The sequence below is a fragment of the Sporichthya sp. genome, assembly GCF_013815995.1.
Taxonomy (GTDB): domain Bacteria; phylum Actinomycetota; class Actinomycetes; order Sporichthyales; family Sporichthyaceae; genus Sporichthya.
Genome location: NZ_JACDFE010000055.1, coordinates 1 through 20,208, shown reverse-complemented (window position 1 = coordinate 20,208; position 20,208 = coordinate 1). Strand labels below are relative to the sequence as shown.

Below are 20,208 nucleotides of genomic sequence, written 5' to 3'. Positions count from 1 at the left end.
AGGGCGGCACGAGACTAACTGCCGGCCGAGTGGATGTCGCCGCAGCATTGCTACCGGTGCTGTGCGGGCAGCGCGCTGGCTAAGCGCTAAGAGCGTCCGTCCGTCCAACCGGAGCCGGCGACCCCAGCGACCACGAGCGGGCGGCCCGCCGATCGCGGAGGCGATCAGGCCGAAACGCGCGGCCGGATCCGCCGGCGCGGCCGTCGCCGCCCTGCGCTCCATCAGCGATTTCGCAGGGCCTGCTTGGCGATTATGACCTGTTGGATCTGGCTGGTTCCCTCGTAGATGCGGAAGAGCCGGGCGTCACGGTAGAACCGCTCGACGGCGATGCCGCGCATGTAGCCGGATCCGCCGTGGACCTGGACCGCGCGGTCGGCGATCCGGCCGACGGCCTCGGAGGCGAAGTACTTCGCGCAGGCGGGTCCCATCCGCTTGTCCGTGCCGGTGTCGAACTCCCGTGCGACGTCGAGCACGAGGCTGCGCGCGGCCCGGTAGTCGGTGACCGAGTCCGCGATCAGGCCCTGGATGAGTTGGTACTCGCCGATGACCTGACCGCCCTGCTCGCGGGTGGCCGCGTAGTCCACGGTCTCGTCGACGAGGCGCTCGGACATGCCGACGCAGAGGGCGGCGATGTGCACGCGGCCGTGGGCGAGGCACTGCATCGCCGTCAGGTAGCCGCGGTGCAGCCCGCCGTCCCCGCCCACCAGGGCGGAGTTCGGCACCCGGACGTCATCGAGGTAGACGTCCGCGGTCCACGCGCCCAACTGGCCCATCTTGTGATCGCGGGGTCCCACGGTCAGGCCGGGGGAGTCCCGGGGCACCAGGAAGGTCGAGATCCCCCGGGCCGGCTCGGCGGCCGGATCGGTGCGGGCATAGACCATGAAGACGTCGGCGCTCGGCGCGTTGGTGATGAAGCGCTTGGCCCCGTTGAGCACCCAGTCGTCACCGTCTTGGCGCGCGGAGGTGGTCAGCCGCGACGGGTCCGACCCGGCCTCGGACTCGGTGAGCGCGAAGGACGCCACCGCGGCGCCGCTCGCGACCTTCGGCAACCATTCGGCCTGTTGCTCCGGCGTGCCGCCGGTCATCAGGGTGTGCCCGGCGATCCCGTTGTTGGTGCCGACGAGCGAACGTAGCGCCGGCGTGGTGTAGCCGAGCTCCATGACCAGACGGGCCTCGTCGTACATCGACAGCCCGAGCCCGCCGTGCTCCTCGGGCAGGGCGAAGCCGTAGAGGCCGAGTTCCTTCACCGCCTTGCGCAGGTGCGCCGGGATGTCGTCGGTCTCGTCGATCTCCGCCTCCAGCGGCACGACGTCGTCGCGGATGAAGGAGCGGACGGTGGCCAGGATCTCGGCCACGGAACCTTCGTCGAGCACGATGGTCCTTCCTAGACGGTGCTGCGGACGACGCCGGCGCTGAGCAGGGCGTCGACCTCCGCCGGCGCGTAGCCCAGCCAGGAAAGCACGCTGGTGGTGTGCTCGCCCAGGCCGGGGATCGGATCGGTGCGGAGCTTCCAGTTTGCGGCGGCGATCGGCGGGAGGAGGGAGGTCACCGGGCCGACGGGCGAGTCCACCTCGACCCACCGTTCCCGCGCTTCCAGCTGAGGGTGCGTCAGGACGTCCTCGAGCTGGTTCAGCCGGCCGTGGCCGATCTTCGCCGCGTCGGCGGCGGCCTGCACCTCGGCCAGCGTCTGTTCCGAGGTCCAGGCCGCGATCGCGGCGTCGAGACGCTCGCGGTGCGCCTTCCGGCCGGCGTTGGTGGCGAAGTCCGGGTCGGCCGCCAGGTCGGGCCGGGCAATCATGGCGGCCACCCGCCGGAACTCACCGTCGTTCGTGGTCCCGAACACCACGGTGTGCCCGTCCCCGGTGGGGTAGGCGCCGTAGGGCGAGACCATGGGGGAGGACAGCCCGTTGGGCTCCGGAGCTTCGCCGTAGCGGGCCTGGTTGAGGGCGAACCCCATCCACTCCGCGACGACATCGAGCATCGAGACCGAGATGGCCGCGCCCTGGCCCGTGCTGTTGCGCGCGTGCAAGGCCGCGAGGATCGAGGTCATGGCGAACATCGACGCACCGAGATCGGCGGCGGGGATGCCCGGCTTGGCCAGCTGACCCGGCCGGCCGGTCATCGCGCACGAGCCGCCTTCGGCCTGCGCGAGCAGGTCGTAGGCGCGGCGGTCGTCGTAGGGTCCGCCGGTCCCGTAGCCGGAGATGTCGACCGCGATCGCTCGCGGGTGAGCGCGGACCACATCGGCCGCCGCGACCCCGAGCCGGGCCGCGGACCCCGGACCGAGGTTCTGCACGACGATGTCGGCCCGGGCGATCAGGCGGTGCAGCACCTCGCGGCCGGCGTCGGTCCGCAGGTCGAGGGACACCGACTCCTTGTTCCGGTTGAGCCAGGTGAAGTGGGCGGACATGCCGTGCACGACGTCGTCGTAGCCCCGGGCGAAGTCGCCACCGTCGACGTTCTCCACCTTGATCACCCGGGCCCCGAGGTCACCGAGGTGCCGGGTGCAGAACGGCGCGGACAGCGCCTGTTCCAGCGAGACGACGACGAGCCCCTCGAGCGGAAGACTCACGGTTCGCCGGTCGCGTCGACGAAGTGGGCGGGGCCCAGCGGCCAGCTGAGCACCGCGTGGTCGTCGGCGGCCACGCCGAGCCGGGTGTGGCCGTCGAGGATCATGGCGTCGCGGGCCTGCACACCGCGACGGAACTCCTCCGCCTCGGGCGGGTAGCCGAGATCCATCTCAGGCCTGCCCGCGAAAGACCGGAGGCCGCTTCTCGGCGAAGGCGGCGAAGCCCTCCCGGCCGTCGGCGGTTCCGAACAGCTCGACGCCGGTCGCCCGCTCGAGCGCGATCCCGTCGGCGACCGACATCGTGGCGGTCCGGCCCAGCAGGTCGATGGCCGCCGCCTGCGCGAGCGGGGGCCCCGCGGCCAGTCGCTGCGCCAGGGCCAGCGCCGCCGCCACCGGGTCCTCGGCCAGCACGTTCACCAGCCCCAGGTCGTAGGCCCGCTGCCCACTGATCGGATCACCGAGCAGCAGGAGCTCCAGGGCGAGAGGGCGCGGGACGAGGTTGGGCAGGCGCTGCGTACCTCCGGCCCCGGGCAGTACGCCGAGCTTGATCTCCGGCACCCCGAGCTTGGCCGTCGGCGTGCTGACCCGTAGGTGGCAGGCCAGCGCGAGCTCGAGCCCGCCGCCCAGCGCCAGGCCGTGGATGGCGGCGACGACCGGGACCCCGGTGGTCTCGACGACGTCCAGGGCGTCGGTGAAGCCGTGGATGAAGGTGCCGAACCCGGCTGCGTCGTAGGTGCGGATCTCTTCGAGGTCGGCGCCGGCGCAGAATCCGCGACCGCGCCCGCTGATCACCACGGCCCGGACCTCACCGCCCGGGCGCAGAGCGCGCAGCGCCTCCGCGATTCCCCGGTAGGTCCCGGACCCGATGGCATTGAGCCGGTCCGGCCCGTCCAACTCGATCCGGAGCACCGGACCGTCCCGCTCAACCACTACCTGAGTGCCCATCAGTTTCGATCCTCAGCTCATCGTCAATCCGCCGCTGACCGAGAGGGTCTGGCCCGTGATGTAGCCCGCGCGGTCGCCGGCGAAGAAGGTGACGGCGGGGGCCACGTCCGCCGGCGTCCCGATCCGCTTCATGGGCACCGCCTTGGCCAAGGAGTCGAACAGCTTCTGGCTCAACTCGGCCACCTGGTGGAGCAGCGCGGTGTCGGTCGGCCCGGGGCAGCCACGTTGACCGTCACACCCTTGGTCGCGACCTCCCGGGCCAGCGCCTTGGCGAACGCGATGACAGCACCCTTGGTCCCGGAGTACACCACCTCGCCGGAGGAGCCGACCCGGCCGGCGTCGGAACTGATGTTGATGATCCGCCCCCACCCCCGTTCGGTCATCGAGTCCAGCACCGCCCGGCTCACGATCACCGTGCCGAGATAGTTCACCTCCACGATGCGGCGCCAGGTGTCCTCGGTGGAATCCACGAACGGCTCGATGACGTCGATGCCCGCGTTGTTGACCAGGATGTCGACCGGGCCCAGCGCCGCGGTCACCGCCGCGACCGCGGCCGCGGCGCTCACGCTGTCCGTCACGTTCATCGCGAAGCCGCCGTGACCGTCGCCGAGGGCAGCGGCGACCTGCTGGGCCGCGGCGCCGTCGAGGTCGCAGACAGCCACCCGGGCCCCGGCCGCGGCCAGGTCCGAGGCGATGCCCTGACCGATACCGCCGGCGCCGCCGGTGACCAGGGCGACGCGTCCGGCAAGTTCACCGGTCCGAAGCTCACTGGCCACCCGCTCAGACATGGCGGGTCCCCAGGCCGGGCCAGGCGAACTCCGGTGCCCGCTTCTCGCGGTGCGAGGCGAGGCCCTCGCGCACCTCGTGCCCGCCGAAGCCGATGAACTCCAGCCCGAGCGAGGCGTCGAAGGCGGGGCCCATCATGCGGTACCAGTGGTGAGCGAGTACTTCGTGGGCACGGCGCCTCCAGGGGGCTGGTCGTGGGTCACGGGGACCCTGGTGGGCGCCGATGATCTGACGTCACGTCAGTTCTCTTCCCCGTGCAGCAACTCCCGCAACCGGAACTTCTGCACCTTGCCCGTGGGTGTGCGCGGCAGCGCGTCCAGGAGCTCCAGCCGCTCGGGCAGATAGATCTTCGCGGTGCCCTTGCCGAGCAGGTATGCGGCGATGTCGTCCAGCCGGGGTTGCGTCCCGCTGCGCGGCACCACGAAAGCGCAGATCCGCTCGCCGAGCCGCGGGTCCGGCATGCCGACGACGGCGACCTCGGCCACGTCGGGATGGCTGAACAGCAGGTTCTCGATCTCCACCACCGGGATGTTCTCCCCGCCACGGATCACCAGGTCCTTGGATCGACCGGTGAGCCGCAGGTAGCCGGCCACGTCCAGGCGGGCGAGGTCACCGGTGTCGAACCAACCGTCGGCATCCAGCCCGCGCAGGTCCGGGCGCTTGAGGTACCCGCCGAACAGGCTGCACGCACGGACCTGCAGCCGGCCTTCCTCGCCCACCGGCGCGACGCTCCCGTCCAGTGCGAGCACCCGCAGCTCAACGCCCGGCATCGCGGACCCGTCGGTCTCGAACACCCGATCCTCGGGGTCATCCGGCCCGGTCAGGGTGACCGCGCCGATTTCGCTCATGCCCCAGCAGGAGTTGATCTGCGCGCCCATGGCCACCCCGGCCTTGCGCACCAGGTCGCGGGGCACCGGCGCGCCCCCACACACAAACAATCGCAACGAGGCGAACGCGGCGGGGTCGGCCTCGGCGCGGGCGCAGAGGTCGACGAGGAACGGCGTCGCGGCCATGGTGAACGTGACGCCCTCGTCGCGGATGATCTCCGTCGCGCGTTCCGGTCGCCAGACGTCCTGAAGCACCAGCGTCATGCCGCGCGCCACAGTCATCGTCAGCCCGTAGAGGTACCCGGTCTGGTGGGCCAGCGGCGAGGACATGAGCACCACGTCGTCTCCGGTCAGGCGCAACCGGTCGGCGTAGTCCCGCACATTGCACAGCACGGTGTTCGACGTGACCATGACGCCCTTGGGCTCGCCGGTAGTGCCCGAGGTGTAGGCGAGTTGGCAGACGTCGTCGGGGGTGAGGGCGCGACGGCGGAACTCGGCCCGGTCCGCGGCGGTGACGGGGCGGGCCAGCAAGTGCTTTTCGAAGTCGTCGCCGCCGTCCGGGCGGACGGTGATCACGTGCTCGAGTGCGGGCAGCCGCGGTCGTAGGTCGGCGGCCATCCCGGCGTAATCGAAGCCGTTGAACTCCTCGGGAATCACCAACAGCACCGACTCGGCGAGTCCCAACATGAACTCGAGCTCGCGGGCCCGGAACACCGGCATGAGCGCATTGGTGACGGCACCGACCCGCAAGCAGGCCAGGTTCAGCGCGACGAGCTGCCACCAGTTGGGCAGCTGCGCCGACACCACCTGTCCAGGCTGGACACCGAGGTCGAGCAGCCCGGCGGCGATCCGATCGGCCCGGTCGGCCAATTCGGCCCGGGTCAGCGCGTGACGGGATCCGGTGGCCTGCACATGGCCGATCACCGCGGGTTGCTCGGGGCGCGCGGCGAGCTCGGAGTCGAGGTGCTCCAGCACCGTGCGGTTAGGCCAGTACCGGGCCATCGCGGCCCGGTAGTCGGCGTCGAAATCGGCGGTCAGTCGGGGCACCGTTGCCTCCTCGATCTCTCGATCAGCCGTTCAGCAGTGCGCGCACCTTCGTCGACCGATGCTAGGGCGAACCCCCCTCCTTGCCATTCCGTAATTTCACCGGATGCCGCTCCGAGGTGGTGCCGATTCACTTCTCGAACGTGTATTTGGTCGTTGGGGAGGTCGCATGCATCCGGACATCTCGAGTCTGGTCGACACCCGCAACGGGACGCTGGACCCGCGGATCTTCGTGGACGAGGAGATCTACAAGCTCGAGCTGAAGAACGTCTTCGCCCGCAGCTGGCTGTTCCTCGCCCACGACAGCCAACTGGCGAAACCGGGCGAGTACATCACCACATTCATGGGCGAGGACCCCGTCATCGTGGCCCGCCAGAAGGACGGCTCGGTCGCGGCGTTCATGAACCAGTGCCGCCACCGAGGAATGCGGCTGTGCCGCGCCGACCTCGGCAAGACCAAGAACTTTTCCTGCACCTACCACGGCTGGACCTACGACCTGGGCGGCCGCCTGGTCAACGTCCCCAGCGAGGACGACGCCTACCGCAACGGCATCGACAAGGCCGAGTGGGGCGCCATCAAGGTCACCCAGCTGGCCACGTACAAGGGCTTCATCTTCGGCAACTGGGACCCGACCGCTCCGCCGCTGACGGAGTACCTCGGCGACTTCACCTGGTACTTCGACGCGTTCGTGGACCGCTGCGAGGGCGGCCTGGAGGTCATCGGTGGCAGCCACAAGTGGGTCTTCCCGGCCAACTGGAAGTTCGCCGCCGAGCAGTTCTGCAGCGACATGTACCACGTTCCGATCAGCCACGCCTCCGCCGCGCTCGCCCTCGCCCCGGACGACATGGAGGCCGACGCCGAGATCTTCCCGCTGGACGGCACGCTGGGGCGCCAGTTCACCTCGCCCTGGGGGCACGGGACCGGGTTCTTCACCGAGTCCGGTGACGTGCTCGGCCTCATCGTGGGCCGCGAACCCGGTGAGTGGTTCCAGGGCGGCAACCCGGAGGTGGTCGACCGGCTGGGTACTCACCGGGCGCTGAATATGCGCGGCATGCACGCCACGATCTTTCCCAACTTCTCCTTCCTGCCGGGCATCAACACGATGCGGGTCTGGCACCCGAAAGGCCCGAACGAGATGGAGGTCTGGGCCTGGACGGTGGTGGACTCCTCCGCCCCGCCCGAGGTCCGCGAGCGCCTGCGCATCGGCAATCTGCGCACGTTCAGCGCGGGGGGCATGTTGGAGCAGGACGACGGTGAGAACTGGAGCGAGATCCAGCAGGTCCTGCGCGGGCACGTCGCCCGGCAGACGCCACTCAACGCGCAGATGGGTCTGGGGCTGGACTGGGACGACGACCCGAACTTCCCCGGCCGGGTCAACCGGGTCTATTGCGAGACGGCCGCCCGCGGGTTCTACGGGCGGTGGGCGCAGATGCTGTCGGGCGCCTCCTGGGACGAGCTCGCGGTCACCCCGCCGCTGGAATCGGTGAGGCAGTCATGACGTCCCAGCTGGAGGTCCCGCTGGCGATGGCGGAAATGCTGCTTCAGCACGAGATCGAGAAGTTCGTCAACCTCGAGGCGCTGTTGATCGATGACCGCCGCTTCGAGGAATGGCTGGACCTGTTCAGCGACGACGTGCACTACTGGATGCCGACCCGCACCGTCCGCTACGAGCGGGAGATCCACCGGGAGCACTCGCGGCCCGACGAGGCCGCCCACTTCGACGAGAACAAGCGTGGGCTCGAGGAGCGGGTGGCCCGGATCCGGTCGGGGATGGCCTGGGCGGAGGACCCGCCATCGCGGACCCGGCACCTGTTCACCAACGTCATGGTCGAGGCGGGCGGCGAACCGGATGAGTACCAGGTGCGGAACAACTTCCTGCTCTACCGGGGCCGGCTCCAACGCGAGGTGGACATCTTCGTCGGGGTGCGCGAGGACGTCGTCCGGCGCAGCCCCGAGGCCGAGCACGGCTGGCTCATCGCGCGTCGCACGGTCACGTTGGACCAGTCGGTGCTGCTCGCCAAAAACCTCTCGATCTTCTTCTGAGTCTCTCCCCGTCCCGAAAGGACACGCACACGATGACGGCGACAACCCTCGGCGGGCTGACGGCGACCGACACCTCCCGGTTCATCCAGGTCGGCGACCTGCGGATGCACCTGCACGACACCGGCGCGCGCACGTCCGCCGCCGAGGCGGCTCCGCCACTGGTGCTGCTGCACGGCGGTGGCCCGGGAGCCTCGGGCTGGAGCAACTTCTCGCAGAACGTGCCCGGACTGGCCGAGCATTTCCGGGTGCTCGTCGTGGACCAGCCCGGCTACGGCCAGTCCGACAAGCCCATCCCGGACGGGGGCGTGTGGACGTTCAACGCCAAGGTGATGGCCGGACTGCTGGACGCGCTCGACATCGAGAAGGTGCACCTGGTCGGCAACTCCCTCGGGGGTGGCACCTCGCTGAAGCTGGCGCTGGACTTCCCCGAGCGGGTCGCCCGGATGATCCTCATGGGACCCGCCGGTGGCTCGCTGAACATGCTCTCCGCCGACCCCTCCGAGGGGCTGAAGGTCCTGTTCGGCTTCTACCAGGGCACCGGCCCGTCCCTGGAGAAGATGCAGAACCTGATCAATGTGATGACCTTCGAGCCGGCGAACGTCCCGCCCGAGGTGCTTGCGGATCGCTACGCCGCCGCCACCAGCCCGGACGCGATGGATTACGTGGCCCGGCTCTTCGAGGGGTTCGGAGCGAAGGGTGCCGGGATGCCCGAGGAGCTGTGGCGCGACGTCCACAAGATCGCGCACAAGACCCTGCTGACCTGGGGCCGCGACGACCGGGTGCTCCCGCTGGACGGCGCGTTCTTCATGCTCAAGCGGATGCCGGACGCCCGCCTGCACGTGTTCCCGCGCTGCGGGCACTGGGCGCAACTGGAGCACCGGGATGAGTTCAACCAGCTCGCGGTGAGCTTCCTGGCGGGCGTCTGATGCAGACGGCGACCCAGGCCGTCGAGGTGTGCCCGGTGACGGAGCTGCCGGCCGGTGAGATCCGGCTCGTCGAGATCGAGCCACCGATCTCGGTGTTCAACGTCGGGGGCCTGCTGTTCGCCATCGACGACACGTGCACCCACGCGAAGGCCTCACTCAGCGACGGTGACGTCGAGATCGACGGCGACGACTGCTACGTCGAGTGCCCGTTCCACCTGGCGCAGTTCGACCTGCGGACCGGAAGACCGTCGTTGCCGGCCAGCAAGCCGGTCCGCACGCACACCGTCGAGATCTGCGACGGCCTGATCACCGTGCTGGTAGGGATCGTCCCGGCCCTGCCGGGCACGCCCACCTCTAGTTGAGACGAGGCCCGCAATGGGTTGGTTGGAAGGCACCGCGGCGGTCATCACCGGCGGCGGATCCGGGCTCGGGCGGGCGCTGGTGGACCGGTTCGTGGCCGAAGGCGCCCAGGTCGGGGTGCTCGAGCGCTCGGCGGAGAAGGCCGACAAGCTGCGGGCCGAGTTCGGCGGCACAGTCGTGGTCGTGGCCGGGGACGTGTCCAACTACGCGGACAACGTGGCCGTGGTGCAGCAGACCGTGGCGCAATTCGGCCGGCTGGACACGTTCGTCGGCAACGCCGGCATCTGGGACTTCTCCACCCGGCTGGTCGACATACCCGAGGACAAGCTGGACGAACTGTTCGACGAGGTCTTCCACATCAACGTCAAGGGGTACCTGCTCGGGGCCCGCGCCGCGATCGGTGAGCTCGCCAAGACCGGCGGCTCGGTGATCCTGACGGTGTCCAACGCGGGCTTCTACCCCGGCGGCGGCGGCCCGCTGTACACCGCGTCGAAGCACGCTGCACGCGGCCTGATCGCCGAGCTGGCGTTCGAGTTCGCCCCGAAGGTCCGGGTCAACGGGGTCGCCCCCGGCGCCATGCTCACCGACCTGCGCGGACCCAGTGCTCTCGGACTGGCCGGCACCTCGATCGCCTCGCTCCCCCTCGCGGAGCTGATGGAGAACTTCACGCCGCTGCAGACGTTGCCCGAGCCGGCCGACTTCACCGGCCACTACGTGCTGCTCGCGTCCAAGGCGAACTCCTCCACGGCCACCGGCGCGGTGATCAACTGCGACGGCGGGCTCGGGGTGCGAGGCGTCGTAGCCGTCGCCGGCGGCCTGGATCTCTGAAACCGAAACATCTGGGAAAGGGGCGAAACGATGAGCGTGAAACAGCCGACGTTCGGCACCAGGGAGCTCTACGACTCCCTCGCCGAGAGCCTCAACAGCGACCCGACCTGGTTGGTGAAGGCCAAGGCGATGACGTTCTCGATGGCCCACGTGTACCGGTACCCCGATGACACGCAACGCACGTTCCGGATGGAGTTCAGGACGGGGAAGATCTGCGACGTCACCGAGTTCGACGATCCGGCGGACCTGCCGGAAACGGCCTTCGTGCTGCGGGGGAGTTCCGATGACTGGCGAGACATGCTGGTCACCGAGGAGCTCAGCGTCAACGTCGCGATGGTGACCAGGCGAATCCTGGTGAAAGGCAAGATGGGCACGCTGATGAAGAACATCCCGCAGTTCAACTACATCGTCCGCAGGCTCATCGAACTCGACCCCGTGGTGCCGGGAGACGAACCCGGATAGAACTGGTGCCACGGCTTGGAGAGGTGGCGGCGATGTCACACGGCTCGACGTCACACGGGACGGCACAGCCTTCCGCCGCGGGAATCGAGCTGACCGGCGAGCTGCGGCCCGGTCACGGCATCAGCACCTCGGTCGGCACGGCCGACGGTGAGCGGGTGGTCGCGCGCCGCCTCGACCTGTCGTTGGCGCGGCCGTGGAGCTGGGAGTGGCTGGCCCAGGCCCTCGGCGCGGCCGCGACCACCGGGTCGCCGCATCTCGCAGTCTCGCGGGTGGCGTCCCGTACCCCCGAGGCGGCGGTTCTGGTGCGGCCCTACCTCGCCGGCGAGGACATCGGGGCGTGGGCGGCCGCCCGGCCGGCGCGCGAGCGGGGTGAGCTGTCACGGGTGATGCGGGAGGTCTTCAGTGGGCTGGCGGCCCTGCACCGGCTCGGCCTGGTCCACGGAGGGCTCAAACCGGCGAACGTCTGGATGGCGGCCGGCTCCGGCCGGGTGCTGCTGCTCGACGCCCTGGTGTCGCGCACCCAGCTCGGGCAGCCCCTGGCCCGCGCCGACTCCCGTTATCTGGCACCTGAGCAGGCCGGCCTGGTGCACCGCACGGTCGGGTTCGCCGCCGACCTCTACGCCGCCGGCTGGGTGCTGGTGGAGGCGATCGCGCAACGCAACGGCACCGCCGCGCACCTGCCCACCGACCTCGCCGCGGGCCGCGGGCCGACGACCCAGACCCTGCGGATGCTGCAGGCGGTGGGCACGCCGCGACCGTTGACGCCGCTGTTCCTGACGTTGCTCGCCCCGCTGCCGGAGGACCGGTACGAGAGCGCCGAGGACGTACTCGCCGCCATCGAGGTGCACGACACCGGGGAGCTTGACCCCTGGGACGGTTCCGAGGCCTCGGCGCAACAGCTTGTCGCGGGCGCGGACCGGGTGGATTTCGAACCGGAGTTGGTAGGGCGGCAGTCGGAGCTGGAGACGCTGCTCGCGCACTCCCGCGACCTGGCGGCCGGCGACGGCGCGGTGGTCGCTCTGACCGGGCAGCCCGGCATGGGCAAGAGCCGGTTGCTCGACACCATCGCCGCCGCCGCCGGCGGGGCCGGGATGACGGTGCTTCGTGGGTCGGCGTTCGACCAGACTGCGCGACGCCCCCTCGGGCTGTTCCGGGCCGCCCTCGACGACCTGGCGGGATTCCTGCGCGCGCATCCCGGCGAGGCCACCCGGATCGCCGATGAGCTGGGCACCGCGCTGCCGTCGGCCGCCACCCTGGTGCCCGCGATCGCGGCGATACTGGGAGGCCCCGAAGAGGCCGGCTCGGTGGCCGGCAGTGTTGCCAGTTCGGGGCCAGCCGTCGAGCGGGTACCCGGCAGCGCGATCGCCGCCACCGCTCGAGTGTTCGAGCTGGCCGCTACCTCCGCGCACCCGGTCCTGCTGATCGTGGACGACTGCCAGTGGGCCGACGACCTGAGCTGGCAGCTGCTCGCGCGGATCGCGTCGGTGATATCGGATCGCGCTACAACGGAACAGGCGGGGTCGGGGCACCTGGGCCTGGTGTGTTCGCTACGGCCGGAGGCGCTGGCCAGGGCACAGGCATGGGAGCTGCCCGACTTGCGGACCATCCGGCTCGGCCCGCTGGGCGTCGAGGAGTCCATCGCGCTGATCGGCGCGGTGACCGGGCCCGTGCCGGACGAGCTCGTCGCCTACATCGTCAGCCACTCCTTCGGCAATCCGCTGTACACGCTCTCCACGCTGCGCGCACTGATCGACTCCTCGGTGCTGCGCGGTGCCGGCAAGCAATGGACGGTGGACACCGAACGGATGCGGGGGCTACCGCCGATCCAGCCTCCGCCGCTCGGGTCCACACCACCCGGCGGAGCGGCTGAGCCGGCGGAGTCGTTCGTGACCGCCCGGATCGCGCACCTGCACCCCGGGACCCGCCACGCCGTCCAGCAGGGCGCTGTCCTGGGTCGGCAGTTCTCCACCGCGATGCTGCGGGCTGCCTTGCGGGGCGGCACCGCGCAGGCAGAGACCGACACCGACGACGCCGTGCACGAGGCCATCGCGCGGGGCATCCTGCGCGCCCTGCCCCCCGACAACGGCACCGCCGCCGATCTCGAGTTCACCCATGACCGACTCAGGGACGCCGCGCTGCGTTCGGCGAGCGAGGACGAACGGCGGCAGCTGCACCAGCGCGCGGCCCAAACGTTCGGCGGCGCCGAGACGTTCGGAAGCGCCGGAACATCCGGTCAGGGCCAGGACTACGAGGTCGCCTATCACCTGCACCATTCCGGTGAGGTCGTGGCGGCGCTGCCACCCGCTCTGCGCGCGGCGGAGGCGGCGTTGCGCCAGCACGCCCTCGACGTCGCCGAGACCAACCTGCAGATCGCCGCCGCGGGCATGCTGGCCGCCGATCAGTCGGGGGTCGGCGCGCTGGGGGCCTACCGGCTCACCGACCAGGACCGGTTCCGGGTGCACGAGGGTCTCGGGACCGTCCACATGCTGCAGGGCAAGTACGACCTTGCGGCGGACCAGTTGGAGGCGGCGTACCGGACCGCGCCGAGTCTGGGCCCCCTCGAAACCGCCCGGGTGGCCACGCTGCTCGGTGAACTCGGGTTCAAGAGCGGCCGGATCGCCGACGCCGGGGTGTGGACCGGGCACGCGTTGACCGCCCTGCGCATTCGCCCGCCCCGCAATGCGCTGGTCGCGGGCCTGTCGTCGGGGTACGAACTACTCCGCCTGGGCGCGAGCCTGACGACGGATCGGCTGCGGCTACGACGCCGCCGCGAAGCGCCCGACGAACGGATCGCGCTGGCGGCGCAGCTGCACAACCGCCTCGTGTACCAGTGGTGGTTCAGCCGCTCCCCGGTCTGGAGCGTGTGGGGCTGCCTGCGCGCCCTGCGGCTCTCCCGCGCCAGCGGGGTGGTCCGCGAGCAATCCCAGGCGCTCTCGCTGTCCGGGGTCGTCACGGCCGGGCTGGCTCCGGGGATGTACCGGTTCTCGCTGCGGTTCGCGGCCCGATCGCTCCGGCTGCGCGAGGCCGCGCGCGATGAGTGGGGCGTGGCGCAGTCGCTGCACTTCCAGGGTTTCGTGCTGCACGCGGGACGGCGGTACGAAGAGGCCATCGAGGTCTTCGACACCGCTATTGCCGCGTTCGACGTGCTCGGTGACCGCTGGGAGCAGAACGCCGCCCGGTGGCAGCAGGCGCTGTGCCTCTACCGGCTGGGACGGCTGCACGAGGCGGGCGCGCTGGCCAGGGAGACGTTCTGGGAGGCCAAGCGCATCGGTGACCGCATCGGCGCCGGCACGGCGCTGGCGATCTGGGTGCGGTGCCTGCCCGCGGACGTCAGCTCGGAGACCGTGCGGCGTGAGCTGGAGCAGATGGAGTCGGTCGACCTGCACACCAGGACGCTCATGCGCCTCGCCGGCGGCTGGAAGTCGCTGCACCTCGGCGACTTCGATGCGGCCGCCCTGGCCTTCCGCGAGACCGACCGGCAGCGCCGCCGGGCCGGGATCCGCAACCACTTCGTCGCCCCGATCCTGACGTCGCACCTGCATGCGCTCCGCCTGAACTGCGACGACCGGTCGACCTGGTCGGGACGAGAGCGCCGCCGGGAGATGCGCGCTGTCCGCCGACAGCTGTCACGCGCGCTCCTGACTGCCGTCGTCTACGGCAGCGAACGGCCGCCGGTCCTGCGTGAATGGGCGATCGTCTCCTTCACGGCCGGGCGGACCAGGCGGGCCCGGTGGCAGCTGCGGGCGGCGATACGCAGTGCCCGTCGCAGTGGCGCCGAGGGTGAGCTGGCTGCGTGCTGCCACGTGGCGGAGGTCGCCCTCGGTGCGGACGCGGCCACCTGGGCCCCGTTGCAGGGCCTGCCCCCGTCGGCGCAGGTGTGCCGGCGGCTCCGGCTGAGGGTGGACCGCGGCGTGGTCGAGGCGCTCTCGCAACGGGTCATCCCCACCGTCGCGGAGTCATCACGTCACCAGGCCGTGCTCACCGCCGCCCGCCGCATCGTGACCTCGGAGGACGTCGGCCAGATCCTGTCGGAGGTCCGCGCCGCCACGGCGGCGATCACCACCGCGGTGGACGTCCGGATCGGGCCGGCCGGAGACCCCTCGACCTTCCGGGGCGGGGAGTCGGCGAGCTCGTCGATAGGCACCGAGACGGTCGTCAGCCCGATCACGGTCACCGGGTCCACCCCGCTCGAGGTGGTCGCCGAGTATCCCTTCGGCGAGGCCGCCAAGCACGAGCAGACCGTCGAGGTGCTCGCCACCCTGGCGGGTGCGGCGCTGGAACGGCTGGCCCTGCGCCGCGAGTCGACGGAACGGATCGTCGAGGTCCAGGAGGCCGAGCGGGGGCGGATCGCGCGCGACCTGCACGACGAGCTCGGCCACCTCTTCTCCGGGATCATGGAGGGCGCCGGCGGCCTGGCGCGGGCCCGCCTGGACCTGACCGACGAGGCCCATCAACGTCAGGTGGCGGCCCTGCGCGAGCTGGCCCGGGAGGGCATCCGAACGACCCGGACCATGGCCTGGACGCTGCGGCCGGAGGGGCTGGAGGATCTCGGCATCGTGGGCTGCGTGGAACAGCTGGTGGAGGACTGCGCCCGGATGTTTCCGATCCGCATCGACCTCACCACCCGCGGCTTGGCTGAACCGCTGGAGAAGTCGCTTCCGGGCGCGGTACAGACGGCGGTGTTCCGGATCATCCAGGAGGCGCTCACCAACGTCGGGCGTCACAGCGGGGCGACCGAGGCCAGCGTGTTGCTGGTCGCCTCCGGTGATCGGCTGCGCGCCATCGTGGAGGACAACGGGATCGGGTTCGAGCCTCCTGCCGACGGAGCCCGGACATCGCTGGGGCTCTCCGGCATGCACGAGCGGGCCCGGCTGGTCGGCGGCCGCATCGCGATCGAGTCAGAGCTGGGCACGGGCACAACGGTGATGGCGGAGGTGCCTGTCAATGATGGTTGGCGTGGTGGTGTGTGATGACCACGGGATCGTCCGCTCCGGGATCCGGCGGATCCTGGAGGAGACCGACGACCTGGAGCTGCTCGCCTCGGCGTCGACCGGGGACGAGCTGCTCGCCGCCGTGAAGCAATTCCAGCCGGCCCTGGCGGTGATCGACATCGGGCTGCCGGACTGCAATGGCCTCGACCTGCTCGCCCCCATCGGCAAGCTTTCTCCCACCACCCGGGTCGTCATGCTCAGCACGTACGGCGCTCGGGGGTACGTGGAGAAGGCCCGCCTCGGAGGCGCCCGCGGGTACATCACGAAGGAATGCCTGGAGGACGAGCTGATCCTGGCACTGCGCCGGGTGATGGAAGCCGACGAATTCGTCTCGTTCGGCCAGTCCGGTGGGAAGGCCGAGGGCCGACCCCGACCGTCCGCGGTCGACGGCCTGTCCCCCCGGGAGATCGAAGTACTCAACCTGCTGGTCCTGGGCCTGACGAACCCCGAGATCGCCGAGCGGCTGTGCGTCTCGCCGCGGACCGTCGAGAGCCACCGCGCCGGCGTTCAGCGCAAGCTCGGCGTACGGACCAGGGCCGAGTTGGCCAGGGTCGCCCACGAGGCGGGCCTGGTCGAGTGGTGATGCGGGTCAGCTCCGATCCGTAATTTCACCGGATGTGACCGGTTGCCGCGCGGCGGTTCACTTCGGCACATGAAGGTCATGTCGCTGGGATACCTGCGGGTGGAATCACCCGAGGCCAAGGAGTGGGCCACCTTCGGACCCGAGGTCCTCGGGCTGGCGACGTCCGAGGATCCACTCGGACGCCCGAACGTCGTGTCGCTGAGCAACGACGACCGCCCCGGCCGGCTGACGATCACCGAGGGGCCGGCGAACCGGATGACCGCCGTCGGCTGGGAGCTGCCCAACTCCGAGGAGTTGGAACGCGCGGCCGACGAGCTGGCATCGGCCGGGGTCGAGGTGCGGCGCGCCACCGATTCCGAGCGCGCGGCGGCCCAGGTCCGCGACCTGATCAGCTTCACCGACCCGGCCGGATTTCACCACGAGCTGTTCTACGGTCAGCTCACGCTGCCCGGGACGTTCCGGCCGGGGCGGGCCATGTCCGGGTTCGTCACCGGCGGGCAGGGGCTGGGCCACATCGTGCTGGTCGTACCCGACCTCGCCGCCTCGCTCGACTTCTTCCGGGGTGTACTCGGCTTCCGGGTCAGCGACGAGATCGACATGATGGGCGGGCGGGTGGTGTTCTTCCACGTCAACCCCCGCCACCACAGCCTCGCCATCCTGGGGATCCCCGGCATGCGTGGGCTGCACCACCTGATGCTGCAGGTCGGGGACATCGACGAGGTTGGTGTCGCGCACGACCTGTGCGCCGACCGGGGAATCCCGCTGGCGATGACGCTCGGGCGCCACACCAACGACCGGATGTTCAGCTTCTACGTGCGTACCCCGAGCGGGTTCGAGGTCGAGTACGGCTGGGGCGCCGACACCGTCGACGACGAGAACGAGTGGGTGGTGACGCACATGGTGAGCCCCAGCATCTGGGGCCACAAGCCCGGCGCCGCCGGGCCGCCCGGGTGTCTGGAGCCGGTGGCGGCTTCGTCACCAGAGTGGGACTCATGAATCACGCCACGCCAACCGCTGTCGACCTCTACGTCCGCGCCATCGCCGACGATTTGGACGACGCGTGGCGTCGGGGCGTGCCCACGCAACCGCCGAGCGCGAGGTACCCGGACCTCGATCTCGATGGCGCCTATGAAGTGCAACAGATCAACATTCGACGAGCCTTGGCCCGTGGTGACACACCGACGGGAAACAAGGTCGGTCTGACCAGCCGGGCCATGCAGCAGCAGCTGGGTGTGGATCAGCCCGACTTCGGCGTGCTGCTGTCGTCGATGTACGTCCCCAACGGGGGCACCGCCCCCCGGTCGCTGCTTCAGCCGCGCATCGAGGCGGAGATCGCGTTCGTCCTCGGCGCCGACCTCGATGCCGCCGAGATCGGGGTGGACGAGGTGCTACGCGCCACCGAGTCCGTGCTGCCGGCGCTCGAGATCATCGACAGCCGCATCGCGGACTGGAAGATCACCCTCGTCGACACGGTGGCGGACAACGCGAGCTCGGGGGCCTACGTGCTGGGGACGCCGGTCGCCGTGCCGGCCGACCTGCGCGAGGTCGAGCTCGTGCTCCATCGCGGCGACGATCAGATCGCGTCCGGCTTCGGTCGTGCCGCGCTCGACCATCCCGCGGAGTGTGTGGCCTGGCTGGCTCGGTCGCTTCGGGTTCGCGGCGAAGTGCTGCGCGCTGGGTCGGTGGTCTTGTCGGGCGCGGTGCACGCCTCGGTCCCGGCGTTGCCCGGTGAGACCTTCACAGCGCGGTCGCAGGCCCTCGGGTCGGTGAGCGTCACCTTTCCCGCGGCGACTCAGGAGGAGTCGCAGGGATGACCACCCTGCGATGCGCGGTCGTCGGGTCCGGCAACATCGGCACGGACCTGATCGCCAAGTTGCTCCGGACCCCGGGCCTCGAGCCGGCCGCACTCATCGGGATCGACCCAGCCAGTGAAGGATTGCGGTGGGCCGCTGAGCGTGGCGTCACCGTGACCGACGCGGGCGTTGATTGGCTGCGGGCGCATCGGCCCGAGGTGGATCTCGTGATGGAAGCGACGAGCGCGATCGCCCACCGCGCCAATGCCGTCCTCTACGGCGAGCTCGGGCTCCAGTGCATCGACCTCACGCCGGCCAAGCTCGGTCCCGGTTGCGTACCGCCGGTCAACATGGATATCGCGTTGGATTCCGCGGACATCAACCTGATCAGCTGCGGCGGCCAGGCCACGATTCCGATGGTCGCTGCGGTCAGGGCGGTGACGGCAGTTCCCTACGCGGAGATCGTGGCCACCATCGCGTCCAAGTCCGCGGGACCGGGGACGCGGGCCAGCATTGATGAGTTCACCGTCACGACCGCAGGCGGCGTGCGGGACATCGGCGGGGCGGGCAGGAGCAAGGCAGTCATCGTGCTGAACCCGGCCGATCCTCCGGTGCTGATGCGGAACACCGTGTTCTGTGCGGTGGCCGCCGATGCCGACCGGGCCGCGATCACCGGTTCGATCGAGGACATGCAGAAGCAGGTCGCGGAGTACGTGCCCGGTTACCGGCTCACCGCAGCACCGTCGTTCGCGAAGGAGACCTTGCGCTTTCCCGACTGGAAGTCCGCCACCCCACTGCGGCGGCTGGCGATCAGCATCGAGGTCGAAGGCGCCGGCGACACGCTCCCCACCTACGCGGGAAATCTGGACATCATCACGTGCGCCGCCGTCCGCCTGGCCCAGGAGATCGCGTCCCACCGTCAAGGAGCCCTTGCATGAGCTCGCAGTACCGACTTGGGCGGGAGACCCCGCCACCGGCGATCACCTCGGGTCTGGTCCAGGCGGCGGTCGACCTGGGAACCGGCGGGCTGGCCGGGATCGACGTGACGGTGGTGGACAGCACGCTGCGGGACGGCAGTCACGCCGTGAATCACCAGTTCACCGTCGAGCAGGTTCGCGCGGTTGCGCGGGCGATGGAGCAGGCTCGAGTCCCGGTCATCGAGGTCGCGCACGGCGACGGGCTGTCCGGTTCCTCGCTGGTGTACGGGTTGTCCGGGACCGATGAGTACGAACTGATCCGGGCGGCCGCCGAAGTGACCGACCGGACGGCGATCGCCGTCCTTCTGCTCCCGGGCATCGGCGTCAAGGAGGACCTTGACCGGGCGCAGGGTCTGGGCGCGTCCGTGGCCCGCATCGCCACCCACTGCACCGAGGCGGATATCGCCCAGGTCCACCTGAGCCACGCCCGCGACCGCGGGTTCCTCACGGTTGGATTTCTGATGATGAGTCACATGACGACGCCCGCCGACCTGGGCTCTCAGGCGACGATCATGCGGGACGCCGGGGCGCAGGTTGTCTATGTCGTCGACAGCGCCGGAGCGATGCTGCCGGGTGACGTGGCCGCCCGGGTGCTGGCGGTTCGCGAGGCCACCGACGACAGCGTGCTGGTCGGTGTCCACGCTCACCACAACATGGGTCTTGCGGTCGCGAACAGCCTCGCCGCCGTGCACGCCGGGGCCCGCTGGGTCGACGCCTGCGGAGTGGGCCTGGGTGCCGGGGCCGGCAACGCCCCGCTGGAGATGATTGCGGCCTCCTTCGAGCGGGCCGGGATCGGGACGGGGCTCGACGTGCGGGCTGCCATCGACCTGGCGGAGGACGTGGTCCGCCCGCTCATGACCCGTCCGGTGCACGGCGACCGGCCGAGCGTGCTGCTCGGGTATGCCGGGGTGTACGGGTCGTTTCTCATTCACGCTGAACGGGCCGCCGCCGAGTTCGAAGTGCCGGTGGCGGACATCCTGCTCGAGGTCGGTCGCCGCAAGGCGGTCGGCGGTCAGGAGGATCTCATCGTGGAGGTCGCGGCCGGGCTGGCCGGTGATCGTCAGCCGGTCGGCC

Annotated in this window: 16 protein-coding genes and 3 pseudogenes; 12 read left to right on the top strand and 7 right to left on the bottom strand. The window is 70.5% G+C overall.

Annotated elements, in window-relative coordinates; translation table 11 throughout:
* Positions 1-221: 221 nt before the first annotated feature.
* From H0X00_RS08625 to H0X00_RS08595, 7 genes and pseudogenes are all read right to left on the bottom strand, one after another.
* On the bottom strand, positions 222-1,373 hold the full coding sequence (locus tag H0X00_RS08625) for an acyl-CoA dehydrogenase family protein (RefSeq protein WP_293769072.1): 1,152 nt from the start codon (positions 1,371-1,373) through the stop codon (positions 222-224).
* Between the two features lie 11 nt (positions 1,374-1,384).
* Positions 1,385-2,572: a CaiB/BaiF CoA-transferase family protein gene (locus H0X00_RS08620; RefSeq protein WP_293769070.1), complete on the bottom strand. Its 1,188-nt coding sequence runs from the start codon at positions 2,570-2,572 to the stop codon at positions 1,385-1,387.
* Between the two features lie 35 nt (positions 2,573-2,607).
* Positions 2,608-2,694 (bottom strand): annotated as a pseudogene (locus H0X00_RS23770) (enoyl-CoA hydratase); the annotation flags it as partial.
* 46 nt (positions 2,695-2,740) lie between these two features.
* Entirely contained in the window at positions 2,741-3,514 is a 774-nt protein-coding gene (locus H0X00_RS08610; protein ID WP_293769066.1) for an enoyl-CoA hydratase/isomerase family protein, read from the bottom strand.
* A 12-nt stretch (positions 3,515-3,526) separates the two neighbouring features.
* A pseudogene (locus H0X00_RS08605) lies at positions 3,527-4,302 on the bottom strand (SDR family NAD(P)-dependent oxidoreductase).
* A pseudogene (locus H0X00_RS08600) lies at positions 4,295-4,453 on the bottom strand (enoyl-CoA hydratase); the annotation flags it as partial. The pseudogenes H0X00_RS08600 and H0X00_RS08605, both read right to left, overlap by 8 nt.
* A gap of 86 nt (positions 4,454-4,539) precedes the next feature.
* Positions 4,540-6,174 carry an AMP-binding protein gene (locus H0X00_RS08595; RefSeq protein WP_293769062.1) on the bottom strand — a complete coding sequence of 545 codons (1,635 nt, stop codon included), beginning with the start codon at positions 6,172-6,174 and terminating at the stop codon, positions 4,540-4,542.
* A 166-nt stretch (positions 6,175-6,340) separates the two neighbouring features.
* On the opposite strand from H0X00_RS08595, the gene H0X00_RS08590 reads away from it, so the two are divergent.
* From H0X00_RS08590 to dmpG, 12 genes are all read left to right on the top strand, one after another.
* A complete protein-coding gene (locus tag H0X00_RS08590; protein ID WP_293769060.1) occupies positions 6,341-7,669 on the top strand; it encodes an aromatic ring-hydroxylating dioxygenase subunit alpha in 1,329 nt (442 codons plus the stop codon).
* The gene (locus tag H0X00_RS08585; RefSeq protein ID WP_293769058.1) at positions 7,666-8,214 is read left to right on the top strand and encodes a 3-phenylpropionate/cinnamic acid dioxygenase subunit beta; all 549 of its coding nucleotides are present in this window, start codon (positions 7,666-7,668) and stop codon (positions 8,212-8,214) included. The genes H0X00_RS08590 and H0X00_RS08585 overlap by 4 nt, the downstream gene beginning before the upstream one ends.
* Positions 8,215-8,246: 32 nt before the next feature.
* Complete coding sequence (gene hsaD / locus H0X00_RS08580; protein ID WP_293769056.1) at positions 8,247-9,140, top strand: 4,5:9,10-diseco-3-hydroxy-5,9,17-trioxoandrosta-1(10),2-diene-4-oate hydrolase; 894 nt, start codon at positions 8,247-8,249, stop codon at positions 9,138-9,140.
* On the top strand, positions 9,140-9,502 hold the full coding sequence (locus H0X00_RS08575; protein ID WP_293769054.1) for a bifunctional 3-phenylpropionate/cinnamic acid dioxygenase ferredoxin subunit: 363 nt from the start codon (positions 9,140-9,142) through the stop codon (positions 9,500-9,502). Before hsaD ends, H0X00_RS08575 begins: the two co-directional genes overlap by 1 nt.
* Before the next feature lie 13 nt (positions 9,503-9,515).
* A complete protein-coding gene (hcaB, locus tag H0X00_RS08570; RefSeq protein ID WP_293769052.1) occupies positions 9,516-10,328 on the top strand; it encodes a 3-(cis-5,6-dihydroxycyclohexa-1,3-dien-1-yl)propanoate dehydrogenase in 813 nt (270 codons plus the stop codon).
* Between the two features lie 30 nt (positions 10,329-10,358).
* Positions 10,359-10,790 carry a hypothetical protein gene (locus tag H0X00_RS08565; RefSeq protein WP_293769050.1) on the top strand — a complete coding sequence of 144 codons (432 nt, stop codon included), beginning with the start codon at positions 10,359-10,361 and terminating at the stop codon, positions 10,788-10,790.
* 32 nt (positions 10,791-10,822) lie between these two features.
* Positions 10,823-15,760, top strand: a complete 4,938-nt coding sequence (locus H0X00_RS08560; RefSeq protein WP_293769048.1) for an AAA family ATPase — start codon at positions 10,823-10,825, stop codon at positions 15,758-15,760.
* The gene (locus tag H0X00_RS08555) at positions 15,735-16,364 is read left to right on the top strand and encodes a response regulator transcription factor (RefSeq protein ID WP_293769046.1); all 630 of its coding nucleotides are present in this window, start codon (positions 15,735-15,737) and stop codon (positions 16,362-16,364) included. Before H0X00_RS08560 ends, H0X00_RS08555 begins: the two co-directional genes overlap by 26 nt.
* Before the next feature lie 69 nt (positions 16,365-16,433).
* On the top strand, positions 16,434-17,360 hold the full coding sequence (locus tag H0X00_RS08550; protein ID WP_293769044.1) for a VOC family protein: 927 nt from the start codon (positions 16,434-16,436) through the stop codon (positions 17,358-17,360).
* A gap of 218 nt (positions 17,361-17,578) precedes the next feature.
* A complete protein-coding gene (locus tag H0X00_RS08545; RefSeq protein WP_293769043.1) occupies positions 17,579-18,178 on the top strand; it encodes a fumarylacetoacetate hydrolase family protein in 600 nt (199 codons plus the stop codon).
* Positions 18,175-19,095 (top strand): acetaldehyde dehydrogenase (acetylating), encoded by a 921-nt coding sequence (locus H0X00_RS08540; RefSeq protein WP_293769041.1) that lies wholly within the window; start codon positions 18,175-18,177, stop codon positions 19,093-19,095. Before H0X00_RS08545 ends, H0X00_RS08540 begins: the two co-directional genes overlap by 4 nt.
* A gap of 89 nt (positions 19,096-19,184) precedes the next feature.
* Positions 19,185-20,208: 4-hydroxy-2-oxovalerate aldolase (dmpG, locus tag H0X00_RS08535; protein ID WP_367186508.1), on the top strand; the 1,024-nt coding region annotated here is incomplete at its 3' end.